Source organism: Cupriavidus sp. FW306-1B-F12B, assembly GCF_058781795.1.
Genome location: NZ_JBYSXC010000001.1, coordinates 341,442 through 362,557, shown reverse-complemented (window position 1 = coordinate 362,557; position 21,116 = coordinate 341,442). Strand labels below are relative to the sequence as shown.

The window sequence follows — 21,116 nt, the reverse complement described above, 5'->3', positions numbered from 1 at the left end:
GTCAGCGGGACAGGGCAGCCGCCGGGCCAGGCAGCAGCGTGACCTGCAGCACCACCAGCGCGCCGAGCGTGCCGCGGTAGTCAGGGCGGCCACCTGCGGGCAACGCGGCCACGCTGGCGATGGCATCGGCCACCCAGGCGGCCAGCCCCGCCGGAGCCGGCACGGCATGGCCCGCGCGCAGCCGCGCGCGGAAATGCCTTGCCACCGCGGCCAGCACGCGGCGCACCGGCTTGCGTGCCGCGGGCGGCAAGGCCGGCAGCGCCTTCTGCAGCGCCAGCGCGCAGTAGCCGACTTGCAGCGCGTGGAAGCCGTCGGAAGACAAGGGATCGCCGGCAGCCCCCAACCGCGGCACCAGCTGGCCGAGCCGGTCCAGCATGCGCGCGCCCAGCCGCGCATCGCCATCGGCCGCGCGCAGCGTGGCGGCCTGGGCCAGGTCCCGCCAGCTGGCGCGCACCAGCCGGTGCGCCGCCGCGCGCGCGCCGAACGGGCGTACCGCCATCGACCACAGCGGCGCGAACAGCATTGCCGCGGCGCTGGCCAGGCAGGTATTGAAGGTGCCGAGGAAATCCGCATCGAACACGGCCTGCACGTTGGCGAACGAGGCCGTGTTGACCGACAGCAGCATCGCAATCAGCTGGAAGCCGGGCCGCGCAATCAACAGGCCAATGCCGAGATAGGGCAGCGCCAGCATCGCGGCCAGCGCTTCAAAGGTGTGCGCGTGCGGCACCACCAGGAACAGGTAGCCGCACGACACCAGCAGGCAGATCGTGCTCCAGCGCAGGAAGGCACCGGCCATGCGGCGCGGCTCGTCGATGGCCGCAAAGAAGCAGCAGGCGATCGATGCCACCGCGACCGCGCCGGCGCCGTCCTCCCAGCCCGAGAAGATCCACAGCAGCCCCGCGCAGAATACGGCCAGGCCGCTCGACACGGCGCCGAACAGCAGCATGCCGTGGTCGTGGTGATGGCCTGCAGCGTCCGGGGCCGCGTTGCCGCGCAGCGGCGGCGCGCCGGCGCTGCGGTCGCCTATGCCTTGCTGCAGGGCGTGGCATTCAGCGTACAAGGTGCCCAGGCGCTGCAACTGGTCCGCCGCCGTGGCGGCAAGGCCGGCTTGCCAGTCGACCTCGCCCGCGCGGCCATCGGCAGGCCACCTGCGCGTGGCGACTGGAGGCGGCGTGGCAGCATCGGTCGCCAGCCAGGCGGTCGTCGCCGCCATGGCCTCGCGCAGTGACAACGGGATGCCGTCCGGATGGCCGCGCAGCGCCTGCAGCACGTTTTCCAGCGACGACAGCAGCGGCATCAGCATGGTCATGCGCTGGCGCAGCGCGCGGGCATGGCGCAGCGTGTGGCTGCCCTCGGTGTCATAGGCCAGCTGGCTGACCAGCTGGTCCAGCGCCAGGATGTCGGCGGCGAGCCGGTGGCGGCTGTCGTCGGCGCGCGGGCTGCCGGTGAGGATGTCCGATGCCCAGGCCGCCGCGTCGGCCAGCCAGGTGGCTGCGCGGGACCGCAGCGCGGGCGCCACCTTGGCCGGGAAGACGACCGAGCCCACCAGCCCGGCGCAGACGATGCCGATCACGATTTCCTCGATCCGGGCCACGGCAATATCGAAGATCTGCGCCGGCGCGCTGACGGCCGGCAGCGCGACGATCGGCAGGGTGTAGGCCGCCAGCAGGTACACATAGCTGCGCGGCGTGCGCTGCAGCAGCGACAGGTACACCAGCACGGTGATCCACAGCGCGATCGCACCCATCAGCACGATCGGCATGTTGACCAGTTGCGGCACCGTGGCCACCGCGGCGGTGGCGCCCAGCATCGTGCCGGCCACGCGGTAGGCCGCCTTGGAACGGGTGGCGCCGGTCAGGGGATGGGAAACGAAGTACACCGTCGCCATGGCCCAGTAAGGCCGAGGCAGGCCTAGCGCCAGCGCGATATAGAGCGCCAGCATCGCGGCGGCGAATGCCTTCAGCGAGAACAGCCACTGTCGTGCATTCGGCCAGCTAGCCATGGAGCGGGGTCTTCAGGAAGCGTTGAGGGCACGCCGCGGCCTGCCGCTCCACGCTTCATTTGGCGGCGCGGTTGGGCGGGGGCGATGTGTGAAAGCGAAGTGTAGCCAAATCTTTCGCATTCCATTCATGATTTAATATTGGTCTTTCCATTCCCTTTGTTCATGGGTGGCGAAACTGGCCTGCCGGCAGCCCGCCGTCCCTCAGCACCATGCCCATCGATATTCGCGCGCTGCGCTATTTCGTCGAGACTGCCCGGCTGCGCAGCTTTACCCAGGCCGCGGCCTCGCTGTTTGTCACCCAGTCGACCATCAGCAAGATGGTCAAGCAGCTGGAGGACGAGGTCGGCCAGCCGCTGCTGATCCGTGAAGGCAAGAGCGTGCGGCTGACCGACGTGGGCCGCGTGGTCTACGAGCGCGGGCAGGAGGCGCTGGGCGTGGTGCACCGGCTCACGCTGGAGGTGTCCGACCTGTCCTCGCTGGGCCGGGGGAAGCTGACCGTGGGGATCCCGCCGATGGTCAACCTGTTCTTTTCACCGGCGGTGAGCGCGTTCCGGCAGCGCTATCCCAACCTGTCGCTGACGCTGGACGAGCACGGCGGCCAGGTGGTGGAGCAGCTGGTGGCAAGCGGCGAGCTGGAGGTCGGCGCCACGGTGCTGCCGGGCGACAGCGGCCTGGCGCTGGAAACGCGCCAGTTCGGCCGCTACCCGATCTGGGCCGTGGGGCCGCGCAAGGCCGCCTGGGCGCGCGGGCGCACCGTCACGCTGGCGGCGCTGCGCGATGAGCCGCTGGTGATGCTGACCGATGACTTCTCGCTGACGCGCATGCTGCGGCAGGCATTTCTGGAGGCACGCATCGAGCCGCGCGTGGTGGCGCACAGCGGGCACTGGGATTTCCTGGCATCGATGGCGGCGGCGGGGCTGGGCACTACCTTCCTGCCGCAGCCGCTGGCTGAGCGCCTGCAGGGCCAGGACGCACTGGCCATGGCGCGGCTGACCGCGCCGGCAATGGACTGGACCATGGCGCATATCTGGTCGCCGGGACGCTACCTGTCGCATGCGGCGCGGGCATGGCTGGCGGTTTGCGAAGAGGTGCTGGGGGGCGGAAAGGGATCTTGAACCGGCGCGCTTGCGGCGGCCTCACTTCTTCAGGCACTGGTCCGGCGGGATATCGAGCAAGACCAGCGATTTCTGCCCGGCTACGTAGTGGTAGCGCAGCCTGACCCCCAGCTTGCCGAGCACCGGCACATCCGGGTTGCGGCAGATGCCGCGCTCCAGGATAGGCTTGGCCGTCGCCATGAACTCGCGGGTATCGTCGCGCGCCGCATCCACTCCCGAAACCTTCAGCTGGAATTCGACGATCTTGCCCGGACGCGTCATGCAGCCGTCGAAGCGGGTGGTGTCGTCCAGGTCGACCGGACCGGCGCGCATCAGCTCCTGGCAGGCCATGCGCAGCTCACGGTCGACATCGCCCGCGGTCAGGCGGGTCACGCCGTTCATGCCCGTAGGCTTGCCGCGCACCGTGCCCAGCAGCAGCGTGGCCAGCCCGGACAGTTGCGGGGACGGCGCAGGCGCGGCGGCCACGGTGGCGGAAACGGCAAGTGGCCCGGCCAGCAGGGACAGGCCCAGGCACACAGCGGCATTGCGCAAAGGATGGTGATCGGGGACGGCGGGGGCAGCGGGGGCAGCGGGGGCAGGGCGCATGACGCAACGGGAACAGGATTGCTTGGGGTTCGCGCTGCTACTTTAGCCTTGGCGCCTTGCCGCCGTTGTCAGGCGTTGTCCTACGGCGCAACGGTGGCTTGCCCTGGCGGCCGCGGCATGCCAGTGAAGGGGAGCGTAGAATTCGGGTTCCCAAGACCTGATCGAAGTCCGAGTCCCGCCATGTCCGTGCAGATCCGCCCAGAGTCGCCGTCCGACGCCGACGCCATCGCCCGGCTGACCACCGCCGCCTTCCTGACGGCGCCGCATACCAGCCACACCGAGGCGTTCGTGGTCAATGCGCTGCGCCGCGCCGGCCAGCTGACGGTGTCGCTGGTGGCACAGGCAGGCGATGAGCTGGTGGGACACGTGGCGATTTCGCCGGTTACGGTCTCATCCGGCGCGACCGGCTGGTACGGACTGGGCCCGATCTCGGTGGCGCCGGACCTGCAGGGGCAGGGCATCGGCTCGCAACTGATGCGCGCGTCGCTGGACCAGCTGCGCCGCCTTGGCGCCGCCGGCTGCGTGGTGCTGGGCGATCCCGGCTACTACGGCCGCTTCGGCTTTGCCGTTCGGCCCGGGCTGGTGCTGGACGGCGTGCCGCCCGAGTACTTCCAGGCACTGGCGTTCGACGGCGGCTATCCGGCGGGCAGCGTGCAATACCACGACGCCTTCAACGCCACCGCCTGACGGGCGGGCGCTCAGAGCTCCAGCACCAGGCGGCCGCCGCCGCAGGCGCGCGAGCAGCACGCCATCATGCGCTGGTTGGCCTCGCGCTCGCTGCGCGTGAGCACCACGTCGCGATGGTCGACCTGGCCGGCCAGCACGCGCACCTCGCAGGACCCGCACAGGCCTTCCTCGCAATCGCTCTGCACGTCGATATTGGCGCCGCGCAGCGCGCTCAGCAGGGTCTGGCCGGCCGGGACTTCCATGACCAGGCCGGAGTCCTTCAGCTCGACGGTGAACGGCAGTTCCTTCGACGCATCCAGCGTGCCCAGCTTCGATACGAAGTGCTCCACGCGCAGCGCATCTTCCGGCCACGCCGCGCAGCACCCGGCCAGCGCATCCAGCATGCGCTGCGGGCCGCAGGCGTAGATCTGGGTGCGCGGGTCCGGCCGCGCCAGCAGCTTGCCGAAGTCGGCGCGCTGGCCTTCATCGCTGGCATGGATGTGCAGCCGTGCACCGTGCAGGGCCTGCAGTTCATCCAGCATCGCCATGGCCTGGCGCGAACGGCCGCAGTAGTGGAATTCGTAGTCGATGCCAAGCGCACGGGCGCGCCGCGCCATCGCGCTGACCGGCGTGATGCCGATGCCGCCGGCGATAAAGATGGCGCGCCCGCAGCTTTCATCGAAGCGGAAGTGGTTGCGCGGCCCGCGGATGCGCAGGCGGTCGCCGGCCTGGACGCTGCCATGCACCCAGGCCGAGCCGCCGCGGCTGTCGGGGTCGCGCAGCACGGCAATCTCAAGTGCCGCGGCGTCGTCCGGATCGCCGCACAGCGAATATTGGCGCGACAGCCCGGTATCGCCGCATTCCACGTCGATATGCGAGCCCGGGGCCCAGCGCGGCAGTGGCTTGCCGTCAGGCGCCGCCAGCCGCAGCCGGACCACGCCGTCGGCGGCGGGCGTGACGCGCTCGACCACCACCGTGCGGGCGATGGTGTGCGCGGACGGCTCGCCGATGCGCACCGGCTGGTGCACCTCGAGCAGGGCCGGGTCGCGGCGCTCGGGGTTCTGCGCGGGGTTCCATTCCACCAGCAGGTGCTCGGGGCCGCGGAACGAGGTGTTGGGCACGTAGGTGAAGGTCTGCCCGGCCAGGCGCATATGCGGCAGCCGGCGTGTCAGTTCCTCCAGGAAGACCTGCATCTCCATGCGCGCCAGGTTCTTGCCCATGCACTGGTGCGAGCCGTAGCCAAAGGTCAGCTGCTCGCTGGCGTTGTCGCGGCGGATGTCGAACAGGTCGGCATCGGCAAAATGGCGCTCGTCATGGTTGGCCGAGGACGTGACGATCAGCAGCTTGCTGCCCGCCGGCAGGCGGATGCCGCCGACCTCGGCGTCGCGCGTCACCAGCCGCCGCCATGCGGCGACGGAGCCGTTGTGGCGCAGGCATTCTTCCACCGCGTTGGGGATCAGCGATGGATCGTCGCAGATCTCGCGCCATGCATCCGGATGCTGCAGCAGCAGCTTGATGGCATTGGCCGAGGCATTGGCGGTGGTCTCGTGCGCGGCGACGATGCCGGCCATCATCATCGAATGCAGGTAGGAGTCGGTGACGACATCGGGTAGTTCTTTCTGCTTGCGCAGGCCGTACTGCATCCAGCCCGGGCCGGACGGGTCCTCGCGCATCTTGTCCAGGATGCGGCCCGCCAGCTGCCAGAAGTTGCCCACGGCATGCGCCACCGCCACCTGTTCCTCCGGCTTTGGCCGGCCCCAGGTGTTGACGGTATGGGCGATGGAGTACTGGCGCAGCAGGTCCATGTCCTCTTCGGGCACGCCCAGGAAATGCAGGGCCACGGTCAGCGGCACTTCCCACAGCATCTGGTCGACCAGGTCGGCGCGGCCATCGTCGATAAAGCGGTCGACATACTCGCGTGCCAGGCGGCGCACCAGTGGCTCATGGTGCGCCAGTTCCGCGGGCGTGAAGGGCGCCATCAGCGCGCGCCGGCGCGGCATGTGGGCGGGCTCGTCCTCGTTGACCAGCGTGCGGTTCATGGCATAGCCATAGGAGGCCAGCACGGCATTGGCCTCGTCGCCGGTGGGCGTGATCTTCTCCAGCGCGATCGACGGGCTGAAGGTCAGGTTGTCACGGAAGATCGCCTTGATGTCCTCATAGCGCGTGACCACCCAGTAGCCCAGCCTGGGGCTGTAGAACACCGGCTCCTGCTCGCGCGACCAGCGCACGTATTCGGGCGGGTCCTGCTGGTAGCCGTCGCCGAAGGGATCGAATTGCGCCGCGTTGTGGCTGACCGGGCAGCCGTTGGGCGCGGTCAAGGCGCTGTGGTCGATCGGGCAGCCGCTGCGCGCGGCGCTGGGGGAGGGGTTGGCCATGCTGCGTACTCCTGGCGAAAAACAGGGCCGTCCGGTCAGGGCCGGACGGCCATTCGGTGTTGCGGCCGGGCTCAGTTGTCCAGCGTGATCTTCAGGTCGCGGATCAGCTTGGTCCAGCGGGTGGACTCGCTGCGCAGCAGCTCGCTGAACTGAGCCGGCGAGTTGCCGACCGGCTCCACGCCGAAGTCCACCAGCCGCTTGTTGACAGCGGGCTCGCGGATTGCCGCGACCACATCCTTGTTCAGCGTGTTGACCACCTCCGGCGGCGTGCCGGCCGGCACCACCATGCCCACCAGCGCGGCAGCTTCCACGCGCGGGTAGCCCAGTTCGGCAAAGGTCGGCACGTCGGGCAGCTGCGGCAGCCGGGTGGCATTGGCCACCGCCAGCGGCCGGACCTTGCCGCCCTTGATAAAGCCGGCGCCGGCGGCGTAGTCCACCATCATCGCCACCACCTGCCCGGCGGCCACGTCCGACAGCGCCGGCGCGGCGCCGCGGTAGGGGGCATGCGTCATCGACAGGCCGGCTTCCACCTTCAGCAGCTCCATCGCCAGGTGGTGCGGGCTGCCCGCGCCGGCCGAGCCGTAGTTGATGCCGCCCTGGGTGGCCTTGGTCTGGGCGATGAATTCCTTGGCGCTCTTGACCGGGCTGGTCGCGCCCACCACCAGGATCATCGGGAAGCGGCCCAGCAGCGTCACCGGAGCCAGGTCCTTGCCAGGGTTGTAGGAGAGCGATTTGTACAGCACCGGGTTGAACACCAGCGTGCCGTTGTCAGCCGACAGCACGGTATAGCCGTCGGCGGCCGAGCGCGCCGTCTCGGCCGCGCCGATGGCGGTATTGCCGCCCGGCTTGTTGTCCACCACCACCGGCTGGCCGACCTTGGCCGACAGCCCCTGGCCGATGGTGCGCGCCAGGAAGTCCGAGCCGCCGCCGGCGGCGTAGGGGACGATCCAGCGGATCGGCTTGGCAGGGTAGGCGTCGGCGGCGTGCGCGGGGGCGGCGGCCAGCATCGGCAGGGCCAGCGCGCCAATGGCCAGGCGCTTGAAGTTGAGGCGGGGCATGGGGGCTTGTCTCCTTGTTGGTCAGCCCGGTGTACGGCACCGGTGTTTCTATTTTGCGTAAATCATATACGCATTGCGTAATGATTGAATGCGGGTTAACCTTGAACTGTCCTGCGGCGGCCGCATGGCTTGATCCGCCTTCCATGTGATGACCGCTCACCGTTTGCCGGATCTTCCCGCCATGCCCCGACCGAAAGCTGCCCAACCTCCGATCGAACCCGCCGACGCGCCCCGCACGCGCGAACGCCGCCAGCGCGTGCAATCGGCGGTCACCGGCATGGCCGTGCTCAAGGGACTGGCCCGGCTGGGCGGACGCGCCAGCCTGACCGCGCTGGCCGCGCATATCGACGAAAGCCCGGCCAAGGTGCACCGCTACCTGGTCAGCCTGGTGGAAGAGGGGCTGGTGGCGCAGGAGACGGGCACGCAGCAATACCACCTGGGCTTCGAGGCGCTGCAGATCGGCATGGCGGCGATGCGCCAGGCCGACCCGATCCGGCTGGCCGAAGCCTCGTTGGTACGCCTGCGTGAAGCGCTGGAGGTGACCTGCTTTGTCGCGGTGATGGGCAACAAGGGGCCGACCATCATGCGCTTTGAGGAACCGGGTTTGCCGGTGACGGTGAACGTGCGCGCGGGCTCGGTGATGCCATTGCTGTGGTCGGCCACCGGGCGCGTGTTCCTGGGCCTGCTCGATGAAAAGCGCGTGCATGCCCAGGCCGAGGAGGAACTGGCCGCGGCAAGTCCGGCGCGGCTGGCGCTGCTCGATGGCAAAGACCCCATCGGCGCGCTGCGCCGCGCGGTGCAGGCCGACGACTGCGCCTGGGTGCGCGACACCAACCTGACCGGCATCAGCGCCGTGGCGGCGCCGGTGCGCGACTACACCGGGCGCGTCTGCGCGGTGCTGACGGCGCTGGGCGCCACCGGCGGCTTTGATCCCGCCATCGACGGGCCCATCGGCAGCGCCGTGCGGCGCGAGGCGCGCGCGGTCAGCACGGCGTTGGGGTTCAACCCCGGGGCCTGATCCGATCGCTCAGCCGGTGAAGCCGCCATCGGCCAGCAGCGAACGGCCGTAGCCAGCGCTACTGTGTTGCCGGACTGACCGGCGCTGGCTCGTCCAAGCGCTGATCGAGATTGCGCTCGATTTCCTGTTCAAATCAGCAGTCTGGCGGAGGCGCAGCGGAATTTTACGAATCCCGGCCAATCCTCCTTATGCCACCTCGCGCAGCGCGGTTTCGCGCAGCAAGGCGGCATCGCCAACGTGCCGCACCGACGGATACCCCGCCGCAAACACCAGCCGCCCGCCAGACCAGGTATGCGTGACCATCGGCTGGCCTGCCACGCCGGACACGGCGATCACGTCCGCGCGCAGCCCCGGCGCCAGGCGCCCGCGGTCGTCCAGCAGGCAGGCGTCGGCCGGATTGGCGGTGACCAGCGCCAGCGCCTGGTTCAGCGGCAGGTCGGCCAGGCGCGCGGCGGCATACGCGGCGGCGATCAGCGTGGACGGCTGGTAGTCCGAGCACAGGATGGTGCCCACGCCGGCGTGAATGGCGTCGATGGCGCGCATCGAGCCGCTCTGGCTCTTGCCGCGCAGCACGTTGGGCGCGCCCAGGATGGTCGGCAGCGCCTGGGCGCACGCGGCTTGCGCGGTTTCCAGGTTGATCGGGAACTCGCTCATGCGCACGCCCAGCGCGCGCATGGCGGCGATGCGCTGCGGAGAATCGTCGTCATGGCTGGCGGTGGGGATGCCCAGCGCATGCGCGCCGGCCACCAGCCGGTTGACGCGCTCATGCGCGCCTTCCAGCGCGGCGGCCTTCTTGTCGGCCGCATCGGCGGCTTGCTCGCGGCTCATGCCGTGGTTGCCCATCATGTAGGCCAGGTAGGCATCCATGGTCTTGAACTGGCCCTGGCCCGGCGAGTGGTCCATCACGGACAGCAGGTCGACCACGCCCTCGGCCATCAGCGCTTCCAGCACCGGCACGGCGCTGGAATCGGTGACTTCGTAGCGGCAATGGATGCGGTTGTCGACCAGGCTGTGGCGGCGATACGCGGCCAGGGTGCGCACCAGCGTGGCCGCGGTGTCGACATTGCGCACGCCGAACTGGTTGCCCGCGAACGACAGCGCGTGGTACGGCGTGGTGATGCCGGCCGCGGCGTTGCGGCGGTCCACCTGGGCCACGGCAAAGTCCAGCGGGAACAGCACGCTGGCGCGCGGTTCGACTTCCTTCTCGATGGCGTCGCAATGCACGTCGACCAGGCCCGGCATCACCGTGTGGCCATGCAGGTCGATCACGGCGGCATGGGCGGGGACCGCTGCGGGTGCCGGTTCGATGGCGGCGATGCGGCCATCCTCGATCAGCATCGCGCTGTCGTGCAGCACGCGGTCCGGCAGCACCAGGGTGGCGTGCGTCAGGTAGGTAGCAGACATGTCCGGCTCCGTTCTGGGATCAAATCAGGCGAGGGCGCTAGCGGGTTGCAGCGGCAGCAGGCGCGTGGCCACGGCATCGCGCACGGCTTCATCGTGGAAGATGCCGATCAGCGCGCGGCCTTCGGCCAGGGCCTCGCGGATCAGCTCGACCACCACGGCGCGGTTGTCGGCGTCCAGCGAGGCGGTGGGCTCGTCCAGCAGCAGGATCGGATGGCCGCCGATCAGGCCGCGCGCGATGTTCACGCGCTGCTGCTCGCCGCCGGAGAAGGTGGCCGGCGGCAGGTCCCACAGCCGGCGCGGCAGGTTCAGCCGTGCCAGCAGTTCTGCCGCGCGGGCACGGGCTTCCTCATGGCTGGCGCCGCGCTGCTGCAGCGGATCGGCCACCACGTCGAGCGCGCCGACGCGCGGAATCGCGCGCAGGAACTGGCTGACATAGCCGATCACGTCGCGGCGCAGCTTCAGCACGCGTTGTTCGGGGGCGTGGGTCAGCTCGACCCACGGCTCGTCTTCGGCGCTGGTATCGCGCAGGCGGATGCTGCCTTCGGTGGCCAGGTAGTTGCCGTACATGCAGCGCAGCAGCGTGCTCTTGCCGGTGCCCGAGGGCCCGGACAGCACCAGGCATTCGCCGCGGGCGGCATCGAAATCCATCGCGCGCAGCACCGGCAGGCGGATGCCGCCCTGGTTGTGCAGCGTAAACATCTTGCCGAGGCCGCGAACCTCGACCAGTTTCTGTGGGTGGTGTTCTGCGTGCATCGTCGTCAGCCCTGCAGGATGGAAGAGACCAGCAACTGCGTATACGGGTGCTGCGGGTCATCGAGGATCTGGTCGGTCAGGCCTTGCTCCACCACGCGGCCGCCTTGCATGACCAGTGTGCGGTGCGCCAGCAGGCGCGCCACGGCCAGGTCGTGCGTGACCAGCACGGCGGCGAGGCCAAGGTCCGCCACCAGGCGGCGCAGCAGGTCTAGCAGGCGGGCCTGCACCGACACGTCAAGCGATGCGGTGGGCTCGTCCATGAACACCAGGCGCGGGTGCGTGACCAGGTTGCGCGCGATCTGCAAACGCTGCTGCATGCCGCCGGAGAAGGTGCCGGGCACGTCGTCCAGCCGGGCCAGGTCGATCTCCATCTTCTCGAGCCAGGTGGCGGCGACTTCGCGCAGGTTGCCGTAGTGGCGCTCGCCCACGGCCATCAGGCGCTCGGCGATATTGGCGCCGGCGCTGACCTGCATGCGCAGGCCGTCGCGCGCATGCTGGCGTACGAAGCCCCAGTCGGTGCGGGCCAGCAGCCGCAAGCGCGCGCTGGACAGCGTGGCCAGGTCGGTCAGGCCGGACTCGCGCATGTCGTAGCTGACGCTGCCGCGCTGTGCCGGCGCCTGCATCGACAAGGCCTGCAGCAGCGTGCTCTTGCCGGAGCCCGATTCGCCCACCACGCACAGCACCTCGCCCGGGTACAGGTCGAAGCTGACGTCATGGCAGCCGTGCAGGCCGTCCCAGGTGCGCGTCAGGCCGCGCACCGACAGCAGCGGGGTGGCGCTCATCGGGCACCTCCGGCAGCGGCCTTGACGGCCTGGGCCGCCTGGCGGTCGGCGCAGTATTCGGTGTCGGAGCACACGAACAGGCGCGTGCCGGCGTCGTCGGTGATGATCTCGTCCAGGTAGCTGTCGGTGGCGCCGCACTGGGCGCAGCAGCTGGACCACTTTTCCACCGTGAAGGGATGGTCGGCGAAGTCCAGGCTCTTGACCGCGGTGTACGGCGGCACGGCATAGACGCGCTTCTCGCGCCCGGCGCCGAACAGCATCAGCGCGGGGCTGCGGTCGAGCTTGGGATTGTCGAACTTGGGGATCGGCGACGGCCGCATCATGTAGCGCTGGTTGACGATCACGGGGTAGTCGTAGGTGGTGGCGATATGGCCGTGATGGGCGATGTCCTCATACAGCTTGACGTGCATTGCGCCGTACTCGGCCAGTGCATGCATGGTGCGGGTCTCGCCCTCGCTCGGCTCCAGCCAGCGCAGCGGCTCGGGGATGGGCACCTGGAACACCAGGGTCTGGCCCGCGCGCAACGGCGTTTCCGGAATCCGGTGACGGGTCTGGATGATGCTGGCCTCGGCGGTGCGCTCGGTGGTCTGCACGCCGGTGACGCGGCCGAAGAAGCGGCGGATATTGATGGCGTTGGTGGTGTCGTCCGAGCCCTGGTCGATCACCTTGAGCACGTCATCCTTGCCGATGATGGCGGCCGTCACCTGGATGCCGCCCGTGCCCCAGCCGTAGGGCAGCGGCATTTCGCGGCTGCCGAAGGGCACCTGGTAGCCGGGAATCGCCACGGCCTTGAGCAGCGCGCGGCGCAGCATGCGCTTGGTCGACTCGTCCAGGTAGCCGAAGTTGTAGTGGTCGTCGCGGGCAATGCCCGTGGCCATGGTGGTGTCGGGGGTGGTCATGCCAGCGTCTCCTCTTGCGGCTGCGGTTGCGCCTGCACGGTAGCGGTCACGGCGCCATCCTGTTCCGCGCGCAGCCGGCGCAGCAGTTCCAGGTTGGCCTGGAAGTCCACGTAGTGGGGCAGCTTCAGGTGCTGCACGAAGCCGGAGGCCTCGACGTTGTCGCTGTGATACAGCATGAATTCGATATCGTTGGCCGGGGCGTCGGCGGCCTCGCCCAGTTCTTCGGCGCGCATGGCGCGGTCGGCCAGCGCCATCGACATGGCCTTGCGCTCGTTGTAGCCGAACACCAGCCCGTAGCCGCGCGTGAAACGCGGGGCTTCGTCGGCATTGCCGGCGAACTGGCTCACCATCTGGCATTCGGTCAGCTCGATCTCGCCGATGGTGACGGCGAAGCCAAGCTCTTCCACGAACAGTTCGACCTCGGCCGCGCCATAGCGGATTTCGGCCGCGAACGGGTGCGAGTTGCCGTAGCCGCGCTGGGTGGAATAGCCCATCGACAGCAGGAAGCCTTCATCGGCGCGCGCCAGGTTCTGCAGGCGCGCGGCGCGGCTGGCGGGGAAGGTCAGCGGCTCGCGCGTCAGGTCGGGCGGCGCGGGGTCGCCCGCGGGGATCTGGTCGGCTTCGACCAGTTCATCCGCTTCCAGCAGGCCGGTCACGCGCGGCATGCTCGCGGCGAGCGGTTCGGGCGAGGGCGGCAGCGGCTCGGGGTCGCGGCCGGCTTCGAGCGTGAAATCCAGCAGGCGCTGGGTGTAGTCGTAGGTCGGCCCCAGCACCTGGCCGCCCGGCACGTCCTTGAACGTGGACGAGATCCGGCGCTGCAGGCGCATCGAACCCGTATCCACCGGCTGGGTATAGCCAAAGCGCGCCAGTGTTGTGCGATAGGCGCGCAGCAGGAAGATCGCCTCGATCTGGTCGCCGGTGGCCTGTTTCAGGGCCAGCGCGGCCAGGTGCGGATCGTACAGCGAGCCCTCGGCCATCACGCGCGACACCGCCAGCGGCATCTGTTCGCGGATCTGCGCCAGCGTGAGTTCCGGCACCGCGGTATCGCCGCGGCGATAGGCATCGAGCATCCGGTAGGAATTGAGGATGGCGCGCTCGCCACCTTTGACGGCTACATACATGTCAGTCCTCCACCAGCGTGGTGCGCGTCAGGGCGCAGAATCGGTCGCCGCTGGCCAGCAGCAGGTCCACGCCGAGCGGGAAGCCGGCGTTGTTGGCGCGCCAGCCGGCGCGGAAGTCCGCGGGCAGCCCGGCCACGCGCAGCACCTGCGTGGTTTCGATGCCGGGGCCGCGCAGCGTGAGGGTGTCGCCAGCGGCAAGCGAGGCCACCTCCACCAGCAGCGTGGCCGAGCGGTCGGGGAAGGCCGGGTCGCCTTGCGCGCAATCCGCCAGTGCCGGCACGGCATAGCCGGCGGGCACGCAGACAAAGGCGGCGGCGCGGAGATCGTCGGTCAGCGGGCAGCCGCAATGGAAGCGCAGGAACGCGCGCGCCGCGGCCGGCACGCCGGCAGGCAGCCAGACCGGGGTATCGGGATCGGCCAGCGTCAGCAGCAGCGCGGCCAGCGCGGGCGACAGGCCGTCGGGCAGGCCGCTGGCCACGGGCAGCGTCTGCAGCCGGCCCGGATGGGCAAACGCCTGCAGCGCGGCGCGGAAGACCAGCTGGGCGTCGTCGACCGGGTTGTTGAAACCCGGCAGCAGCGAGGCGGCCGGGGTGGACAGGATCGGTTGCATGGCAGTCATCTCAGTCCTCTCCCCGGACCATGGTGAAGAATTCGACGCGGGTCTGGGCGGCGGTGGCCGCTGCGTGTGCGGCGCGCTGCGCCTGCGTGCTTGCCAGCGGCGCCAGCACGAGCTCCTGCACGCGCTGGTGCCAGGCCGGGCGCTGCAGCAGCGCGTCCAGCACCGCGGCCTGTTCGGCGTGGCGGGCGCTGCGGCCCTGGATATAGGCCACGCCTGCAGCGGCCCCGGCAGCGCCGTCTTCGAGCACGACCGCGCAGCGCGTGACCGTGATTTCCCCCAGGTTGAACTGGGCACCGGTACCGCCTGCGCGGGCCCGGACCATGGCCATGCCGGACTCCGGCTTGCGCAGCAGCCGGTAGGCCGGCAGCGCTTGCGCCTGGCCAAGCCGCTGGTAAGCGCCGTCGAGCGCGTCGGTGGGCGCCGTCGCCAGGATCCGGAGCCAGGCGGCGCGGGCGGCATGGGCCTGCGCGGTTTCGCTTTGCATCATCACCCCTATACGTCTATACGTTTAGATGTCACTGCTTGAACACGCAGCTACTAGACCACAGGCAGATGAACGTTTCATGACGGGGGCGGGGCATTGCTCGGGCACCCCGCCATGGCGGTGCGGTTGAGGCACAATCGCATGGCAATGGTGAACGCTTGATGACAAGAGGGCAGCGCGAGATGTCTGATCGAGAAGTGGAACGGGGTTCCGGCGTGGCGGTATGGCGCCAGATTGGCGAGGCGCTGGCGGACGACATCCGCAAGAAGCTGTACCTGCCCGGCGAGCAGCTGCCCCCTGAGCCTGAACTGGCCACGCGCTTCGCGGTCAACCGCCACACCATCCGCCGCGCCATGGGCGAGCTGGAGCTGAGCGGCCTGGTGCGGATCGAGCAGGGCCGCGGCACTTTCGTGCAGGAGCATGCGATCGACTACGCGATCGGGCGCCGCACGCGCTTCTCGCAAAACCTGGCCGCGCAGGGCATGCGCGGGCATACCGAGATCATCGACAGCCAGGTGGTGCGCGCGCCGGAAGTGGCAAAGCAACTGGGCCTTGCGCGCACGGCCGAGATCCTGCACGTGCAGATGATCGGCAAGGCCGAAGAGCGCACCATCGACGTTGCCGAGCACTACTTCGACCTCAAGCGCTTCCCGGGCATCGACGAGGTGCTGCGCACCAGGCAATCGGTGTCGCGCGCGCTCGCGCATTTCGGCATTGCCGACTACACGCGCAAGTGGTCGCGCATCACGGCGGCCATGCCCAGCGCCCCGGTGGCGCGCCTACTGAACCAGCCGAAGACGCGCCCGGTGCTGCAGGTTGAGGCGCTGAACGTCGATATCGACGGGGCGCCGGTGCAGTACAGCGTGGTGCGGTTTGCCGGGGACTGGGTGCAGCTGACGGTTTCCGACGGTGACTGAGGCGGGGCGCCGCGGCATTGGTCTAGACATCCGGCTGTCATCTGCCTGCGCTAAGGTGTCTGCGGTCCAGACCACAAAACCAGCACAGTCGCCGCCGCCGGGCGTCAGGCGCCGCTGGTAACCTTGCCGCATGACCTTGCCAGCGCACCGTTACGCCATCTACCTGGCGCCCTCAGATCCATTCCGCACGTTTGGCAGCCAGTGGCTCGGCCGCGACGCCGATACCGGCGCCGCGCTGTCCGCGCCGGCGGGCATGACGGCGCCGCCCGCCGAATGGGTCCAGGCCCCGGCGCACTACGGCCTGCATGCCACGCTGAAGCCGCCGTTCCGGCTTGTGCAGGGCAGCAACGGGCCGATGCTCGACGCCGCCGCACGGGACTTCGCGCGTAGCCGCGAGGCATTCGACGCACCGCTGGCGCTGCGTGCGCTGCGGGGTTTTGTGGCGTGGTGCCTGGCCGATGGCGGATCGCCACCGATGCAGGCGCTGGCCGATGCGTGCGTACTGGCATTCGAGCGCTTCCGCGCGCCGCCCACGGCCGAAGAACTCGGCCGGCGCAAACCGGACCAGTTGACCGATGAAGAGCGCCGCATGCTCGACAAATGGGGCTACCCGTATGTGTTCGGCACCTTCGTCTTCCATATCACGCTGACCGGCATGCTTGACGCTGCCAGCCAGCGCGCCGCCCTCGAGCGCCTGGGGGCCGCGAGCGGCAAGCTGCTGCAGGCGCCGCTTCATGTGGACGGGATCAGCGTATTCGTGCAGCCGGCGCCGGGCGACGACTTTATCGTTGCCCGCCACTACGGTTTCAACGGCAGCACCACCGACGGCGCCGGCGCGGCGTACCTGGACGCATGAACGCACATGGCGCGGCCGACGGACACGGCCTGTTCTACCTGATGGGGCCGTCCGGCAGCGGCAAGGACTCGCTGCTGCGCGCGCTGCGCGAGCGCCTCGGGCCGGACCACCGCATCGTCATCGCGCATCGCTATATCACCCGCGAGGCCGATGCCAACGAGGCCTCCGTTGCGCTGACCACGGATGAATTCCGGCGCCGCCAGGCGCTCGGCTGCCTGGCGCTGGACTGGCACAGCCACGGGCTGCATTACGGCATCGGCATCGAGATCGAGCAGTGGCTGGCCAGGGGCCTGACGGTGATCGTCAATGGCTCGCGCGAGTACCTGCCGCAAGCCGTGGCGCGCTACCCGAAGCTGTGCGCCGTGCATGTGCGCGTGCGGCCGGAGGTGCTGGCCACGCGGCTGCGCCAGCGTGGCCGCGAGTCGGAAGAAGCGATTGCCCGGCGCCTGGCGCGCGCGACGCAGGCCTTCACCGTGCCGGCAGGGTGCCGCCTGGTCGAGTTCGACAATAGCGGCGCCCTGGAAACCGCGGCGGAAGCGTTCACGCGGCTGGTTGGGGCTACCTCCGATAGCGCAACGTTGAGCTGATAAACCCGTGCCGAAGCGAGGCCTCCGGCACGGCCTTGCCATCAGAGTTCAATGCTGAAACTGATGCCGTGCTCGGTGAACCCGAGCCGGCGATAGAACTGGTGGGCCTGCAGGCGCCGCGCGTTGGACGACAGCGCCAGCTTGGCCGCCCCGGCCTCGCGGGCCAGGCGCATCGCTTCGCGCATCATCGCCTTGCCGACGCCCATGCCGCGCGCGGACGGCGTCACCACCACGGCCTCGACAATCGCCTCGGGACGCCCGTCGTGAACCATCACGGGAAATACCAGCAGGCTGAAGGTGCCCAGCGGCACCTCGTCCTCGTCCACCATCATGTAGCAGCGGTAGTCCGGATAGCGGCGCATGGTCGCGTAGCGCTCGCGCATGGTGGCCAGCGGCAGCGGCGCTTCATCGTCCATCGCGGCCAGCAGCGCGGACAGGTGCCTCAGTTCCGCGTCGGAACCGCGCACTTCACGCAGGGTAAGCACGGCTTCAGCGATGGTGTTCATGCGCCAGTCCGCGCGCAACGCGCGGCCATGTCCAGGTAGTGCGCCAGCCGCGGCGTGGCCAGGCCGACCACCTTGGCCAGGTCGTCGTAGCGGCGCAGCCGCACCGCGGCAGCGGCGTGGCGGCTGGCGGTGAACGCTTCGGCCTGTGCGGCGCCGAACGGTCCGCCTTGCAGCGCCAGGCTTTGCGCTGAAGCCGGTGACAAGGTGGCGAAGTACGCCGGATCGGCCGCGCACAGATAGCGCTTGGCCGCTACGTGCAGCCGCACGGGTTCTGTCACTTCGTCACCGAACAGTTCTGCCAGCGCATCGGCTGCGGCCTCCTGGTGGCGCATGTCGGTGGTGGTGCTTTCGGCCAGCAGCAGGTGGCCAACGTCGTGGAGCAGGGCCGCGACGATCAGCGGCTCGGGCTCGCCGGCCTGCTCGGCCAGTTGCGCGCATTGCAGCGCGTGCGCGGTCTGGCTGATGGCTTCGCCGCCGTACCAGGCGTTGCCATGGTCGGCAAACAGCGTTTCGATGCGGGACAGGTTCAGCATGATGTCAGACCAGTACCTTGCGGATTTGCGCGGAGATGATGTCGATGGCCGAGACGAACAGGATGATGATGATCATCACGGCACAGGTCTGCCCGTACTGGAAGCTGCGGATGATCTCCCACAGCACGGTGCCGATGCCGCCGGCGCCGACGATGCCCACCACCGAGGCCGAGCGCACGTTGGACTCGAAGCGGTACAGCGCGAACGACAGCCACAGCGGCAGCACCTGCGGGATCACGCCGTAGACGATCTCCTCGATCGGGCCGGCGCCGGTGGCGCGCACGCCTTCCACCGGGCGCGGGTCGATGGCCTCGACGGCTTCGGCGAACAGCTTGGCCAGCACGCCGGTGGTGTGGATCCAGATCGCCAGCACGCCGGCAAACGGGCCCAGGCCGACCGCCACGATGAACAGCATGGCGAACACCATCTCATTGATGGCGCGGCAAGCGTCCATGATGCGGCGTGCGGGCTGGTAGGCCCACGCCGGGACGATATTGGCCGAGCACAGCAGGCCCAGCGGCACCGCCATCACCACGGCCAGGGCGGTGCCCCACAGCGCGATCTGCACGGTGACGAGCATCTCGTCCAGGTAGTGCCGCCAGTCGCGGAAGTCGGGCGGGAAGAAATCGGCGGCAAATTTCGCCATATTGTCCGAGTCGCGCAGCAGGTCCAGCGGGCGCATGTCGGCCCCCTGCCAGGACAGGGCGAGCATGGCCAGCAGGACTGCCCAGGTCAGCATCACGGCAAGGGAAGTGCGCGGCGGGCGCACGTTGCTTCGGGGCGTGGGAGGCAGGCCGGGCCTGGCGGTGACAGTCATGGGGCAATCCGGAATCAAGCGGGGGAACGAAAGCGATGCGGGGCCGGCGGCGGGGGGCCGCCGGCCTCGTCGGGGTGGGCTTATTGCGTGCTGGTGGCGTTGCCGGCGGCCTTGTCCAGCTCGGCCAGGCGGCGGGTCACCTCGGCCAGCCGCTTTTCCTTGTCGGCAGCGGCCAGGGTGGTGTCCGATTCGATCTTCGCCTTCTCGCGGGCCAGTTCGATCTGGCGGATCGGCACCAGCTGCGCATCGCTGGCGCTGCGGAAGCCCTGGTAGGTCAGGGTGGCCAGCACCTGCTTTTCACGCGCGGCGTCTGCGCCCTTGCCGTAGTTGACGAAGAAGGCCTGGATCTTCTTCTTCACCTCCGGCGGCAGGTCCTTGCGATAGACCATCGGATCGGCCGGGATCAGCGGCGACTTCCACAGCACCCGCACCTGGTCATAGGCGTTCTTGCCGGTGTTGATGCGATAGCGCTCCATGTTCTCGGTGTTGTTCACCGCCACATCGACCTGCTTGTTCAGCACCGACAGCAGGTTGGTCTCGTGGTTGCCGATGCGCACGGCCTTGAACAGCGTCTTGGGCTCGACCTTGTTGGCGGTCCACAGGTAGAAGCCCGGCACGGCCGTGCCCGAGGTGGAGTTGGGGTCGCCGGCGCCGTAGCTGAGGTCCTTGCCGCGCTTGATCACGTCTTCGACGCTCTTCAGGTCGCTGTCCTTGTTGACGATCAGCACCGACCAGTAGCCCGGGTTGCCGTCCTTGTCGATCACCGAGGCAAAGACCTCGCCGTTGGCACGGTCCACGGCCTCCATGGCCGACTTGTTGCCGAACCAGGCGATCTGCACCTTGTTGAAGCGCATGCCCTCGATGATGCCGGCGTAGTCGGACGCAAAGAAGGGCTTGACGGGTACCCCCAGCGTCTTGCTGAGATCGTCGATCAGCGGCTGCCAGGCGGACTTCAGGTTCGACGACGATTCGGTCGAGATAAAGCCGATGTTCAGGCTCTTGGCATCCTGCGCGAAGGCGGGCAGGGCGACCACGCCCGAAGCCACGACGGCGAGAAAGGTTCTGCGAAGCATGGACAACTCCGGTGGGAAGCGGTTTTGGGATAAAGCGGTCTGGACAGGCGGCCGTTCAGGCGGCCGCCAGGTTCATCGTGACCATCGCCGGTGCCGGCATGGCCGCAGTGGATACGTCTTCGTCGGGCACGGAATCGAGCAGCAGCTCGTCGGCTTCGGTGCCGTAGAGATCGCGCAGCATGCCGGGCGTGAGCGCGGCTGAGGGGCCGTCATAGACCACCTTGCCGTGGCGCAGCGCCACCACGCGGGGGCAGTAGCGCATCGCCACGTCCACCTGGTGCAGCGACACCAGCACCGCGACCTTGCGCGTGCGGTTGATCTGCCTGAGCAGCGACATCACCCGGCGCGACGATTCCGGGTCGAGCGAGGCGATCGGCTCGTCGGCCAGGATCACGCTGGCGTTCTGCACCAGCGTGCGGGCGATGGCGGCGCGCTGCTGCTGGCCGCCCGACAGCGTCGAGGCCCGTTGAAACGCATAGTCGTCTATACCAACTTGCGCAAGCGCATCGAGCCCGCCCTGGACTTCATCGGCCTTGAAGATGCGCAGCAGGCTGCGCCACCTGGGCACGCGGGCCAGCATGCCGACCAGCACGTTGGTGATGACCGGAAGACGGCCCACCAGGTTGAACTGCTGGAACACAAACCCGATCTCGCCACGCACCTTGCGCACGTTGCGGGCCAGGCGGCCGTTGCGCTGCACATGGCGGCCGTTGACGAGGATTTCGCCGGCGCCGGCATCGCCCGTGATGAATCCGGCCACGTGGCGCAACAGCGTGGACTTGCCCGATCCCGATGCACCCAGCAGGGCGACCATCTCGCCTGGCGCGATGTGCAGCGTGACATCGTCAAGCGCCTTGCGGTCCGCGCGGAACGATTTGGAAAGCCCGCGGACTTCAATTGCGTGCGTCATGTCGACTCCCTGACGTGAATGACCTGCGCATTCTGG

22 protein-coding genes are annotated in these 21,116 nt (G+C 69.1%); 6 read left to right on the top strand and 16 right to left on the bottom strand.

Annotated features, from left to right (window positions below; translation table 11 throughout):
- Position 1: 1 nt before the first annotated feature.
- Positions 2–2,002, bottom strand: a complete 2,001-nt coding sequence (locus AC3WLE_RS01565) for an FUSC family protein (protein WP_492357396.1) — start codon at positions 2,000–2,002, stop codon at positions 2–4.
- A 209-nt stretch (positions 2,003–2,211) separates the two neighbouring features.
- Here AC3WLE_RS01565 and AC3WLE_RS01560 point away from each other — a divergent pair, with 209 nt between their 5' ends.
- Positions 2,212–3,117, top strand: a complete 906-nt coding sequence (locus AC3WLE_RS01560) for a LysR family transcriptional regulator (protein ID WP_492317107.1) — start codon at positions 2,212–2,214, stop codon at positions 3,115–3,117.
- A 21-nt stretch (positions 3,118–3,138) separates the two neighbouring features.
- On the opposite strand, the gene AC3WLE_RS01555 is transcribed toward AC3WLE_RS01560, so the two are convergent.
- Positions 3,139–3,702, bottom strand: a complete 564-nt coding sequence (locus AC3WLE_RS01555; protein WP_492317106.1) for a hypothetical protein — start codon at positions 3,700–3,702, stop codon at positions 3,139–3,141.
- Positions 3,703–3,882: 180 nt separating this feature from the next.
- Here AC3WLE_RS01555 and AC3WLE_RS01550 point away from each other — a divergent pair, with 180 nt between their 5' ends.
- Positions 3,883–4,389 carry a GNAT family N-acetyltransferase gene (locus AC3WLE_RS01550; protein ID WP_492317105.1) on the top strand — a complete coding sequence of 169 codons (507 nt, stop codon included), beginning with the start codon at positions 3,883–3,885 and terminating at the stop codon, positions 4,387–4,389.
- Between the two features lie 11 nt (positions 4,390–4,400).
- Here the strand turns inward: AC3WLE_RS01550 and AC3WLE_RS01545 are convergent, their stop codons facing one another.
- The gene (locus AC3WLE_RS01545) at positions 4,401–6,743 is read right to left on the bottom strand and encodes a cytochrome P450/oxidoreductase (protein ID WP_492352757.1); all 2,343 of its coding nucleotides are present in this window, start codon (positions 6,741–6,743) and stop codon (positions 4,401–4,403) included.
- Positions 6,744–6,814: 71 nt separating this feature from the next.
- On the bottom strand, positions 6,815–7,801 hold the full coding sequence (locus AC3WLE_RS01540; RefSeq protein ID WP_492317103.1) for a Bug family tripartite tricarboxylate transporter substrate binding protein: 987 nt from the start codon (positions 7,799–7,801) through the stop codon (positions 6,815–6,817).
- 181 nt (positions 7,802–7,982) lie between these two features.
- Between AC3WLE_RS01540 and AC3WLE_RS01535 the strand changes: the two genes are divergently transcribed.
- A complete protein-coding gene (locus AC3WLE_RS01535) occupies positions 7,983–8,819 on the top strand; it encodes an IclR family transcriptional regulator (RefSeq protein ID WP_011617123.1) in 837 nt (278 codons plus the stop codon).
- A gap of 186 nt (positions 8,820–9,005) precedes the next feature.
- On the opposite strand, the gene AC3WLE_RS01530 is transcribed toward AC3WLE_RS01535, so the two are convergent.
- From AC3WLE_RS01530 to phnG, 7 genes are read right to left on the bottom strand one after another with little or no spacing between them, the layout of a single operon-like run.
- Complete coding sequence (locus AC3WLE_RS01530; protein WP_492357458.1) at positions 9,006–10,223, bottom strand: alpha-D-ribose 1-methylphosphonate 5-triphosphate diphosphatase; 1,218 nt, start codon at positions 10,221–10,223, stop codon at positions 9,006–9,008.
- A 24-nt stretch (positions 10,224–10,247) separates the two neighbouring features.
- Positions 10,248–10,976 (bottom strand): phosphonate C-P lyase system protein PhnL, encoded by a 729-nt coding sequence (gene phnL / locus AC3WLE_RS01525; RefSeq protein WP_492357459.1) that lies wholly within the window; start codon positions 10,974–10,976, stop codon positions 10,248–10,250.
- 5 nt (positions 10,977–10,981) lie between these two features.
- Positions 10,982–11,758 carry a phosphonate C-P lyase system protein PhnK gene (phnK, locus tag AC3WLE_RS01520; protein WP_492352759.1) on the bottom strand — a complete coding sequence of 259 codons (777 nt, stop codon included), beginning with the start codon at positions 11,756–11,758 and terminating at the stop codon, positions 10,982–10,984.
- The gene (locus tag AC3WLE_RS01515; RefSeq protein WP_492317099.1) at positions 11,755–12,657 is read right to left on the bottom strand and encodes an alpha-D-ribose 1-methylphosphonate 5-phosphate C-P-lyase PhnJ; all 903 of its coding nucleotides are present in this window, start codon (positions 12,655–12,657) and stop codon (positions 11,755–11,757) included. Before AC3WLE_RS01515 ends, phnK begins: the two co-directional genes overlap by 4 nt.
- Positions 12,654–13,778, bottom strand: coding sequence for a carbon-phosphorus lyase complex subunit (locus tag AC3WLE_RS01510; RefSeq protein WP_492357460.1), 1,125 nt, complete (start codon positions 13,776–13,778; stop codon positions 12,654–12,656). The genes AC3WLE_RS01515 and AC3WLE_RS01510 overlap by 4 nt, the downstream gene beginning before the upstream one ends.
- A gap of 1 nt (position 13,779) precedes the next feature.
- Complete coding sequence (phnH, locus tag AC3WLE_RS01505) at positions 13,780–14,397, bottom strand: phosphonate C-P lyase system protein PhnH (RefSeq protein WP_492317097.1); 618 nt, start codon at positions 14,395–14,397, stop codon at positions 13,780–13,782.
- 1 nt (position 14,398) lies between these two features.
- A complete protein-coding gene (phnG, locus tag AC3WLE_RS01500; RefSeq protein WP_492317096.1) occupies positions 14,399–14,884 on the bottom strand; it encodes a phosphonate C-P lyase system protein PhnG in 486 nt (161 codons plus the stop codon).
- 179 nt (positions 14,885–15,063) lie between these two features.
- Here phnG and phnF point away from each other — a divergent pair, with 179 nt between their 5' ends.
- The 3 genes from phnF (at position 15,064) to phnN (ending at position 17,241) form a co-directional block, all read left to right on the top strand.
- The gene (gene phnF / locus AC3WLE_RS01495; protein ID WP_492340436.1) at positions 15,064–15,798 is read left to right on the top strand and encodes a phosphonate metabolism transcriptional regulator PhnF; all 735 of its coding nucleotides are present in this window, start codon (positions 15,064–15,066) and stop codon (positions 15,796–15,798) included.
- 130 nt (positions 15,799–15,928) lie between these two features.
- Entirely contained in the window at positions 15,929–16,654 is a 726-nt protein-coding gene (locus AC3WLE_RS01490) for a DUF1045 domain-containing protein (protein WP_492317094.1), read from the top strand.
- Positions 16,651–17,241 (top strand): phosphonate metabolism protein/1,5-bisphosphokinase (PRPP-forming) PhnN, encoded by a 591-nt coding sequence (gene phnN / locus AC3WLE_RS01485; protein ID WP_492357461.1) that lies wholly within the window; start codon positions 16,651–16,653, stop codon positions 17,239–17,241. The genes AC3WLE_RS01490 and phnN overlap by 4 nt, the downstream gene beginning before the upstream one ends.
- A 41-nt stretch (positions 17,242–17,282) precedes the next feature.
- Here phnN and AC3WLE_RS01480 read toward each other — a convergent pair whose 3' ends face one another.
- The 5 genes from AC3WLE_RS01480 to phnC form a co-directional block, all read right to left on the bottom strand.
- A complete protein-coding gene (locus AC3WLE_RS01480) occupies positions 17,283–17,747 on the bottom strand; it encodes a GNAT family N-acetyltransferase (RefSeq protein ID WP_492317092.1) in 465 nt (154 codons plus the stop codon).
- Positions 17,744–18,280, bottom strand: a complete 537-nt coding sequence (locus AC3WLE_RS01475) for a phosphonate degradation HD-domain oxygenase (RefSeq protein ID WP_010809362.1) — start codon at positions 18,278–18,280, stop codon at positions 17,744–17,746. Before AC3WLE_RS01475 ends, AC3WLE_RS01480 begins: the two co-directional genes overlap by 4 nt.
- A 4-nt stretch (positions 18,281–18,284) precedes the next feature.
- A complete protein-coding gene (gene phnE / locus AC3WLE_RS01470; protein WP_013952925.1) occupies positions 18,285–19,097 on the bottom strand; it encodes a phosphonate ABC transporter, permease protein PhnE in 813 nt (270 codons plus the stop codon).
- An 80-nt stretch (positions 19,098–19,177) separates the two neighbouring features.
- On the bottom strand, positions 19,178–20,170 hold the full coding sequence (gene phnD / locus AC3WLE_RS01465) for a phosphonate ABC transporter substrate-binding protein (protein WP_492317091.1): 993 nt from the start codon (positions 20,168–20,170) through the stop codon (positions 19,178–19,180).
- Positions 20,171–20,225: 55 nt separating this feature from the next.
- Positions 20,226–21,080 (bottom strand): phosphonate ABC transporter ATP-binding protein, encoded by an 855-nt coding sequence (gene phnC / locus AC3WLE_RS01460; RefSeq protein ID WP_492317090.1) that lies wholly within the window; start codon positions 21,078–21,080, stop codon positions 20,226–20,228.
- Between the last annotated feature and the right edge of the window lie 36 nt (positions 21,081–21,116).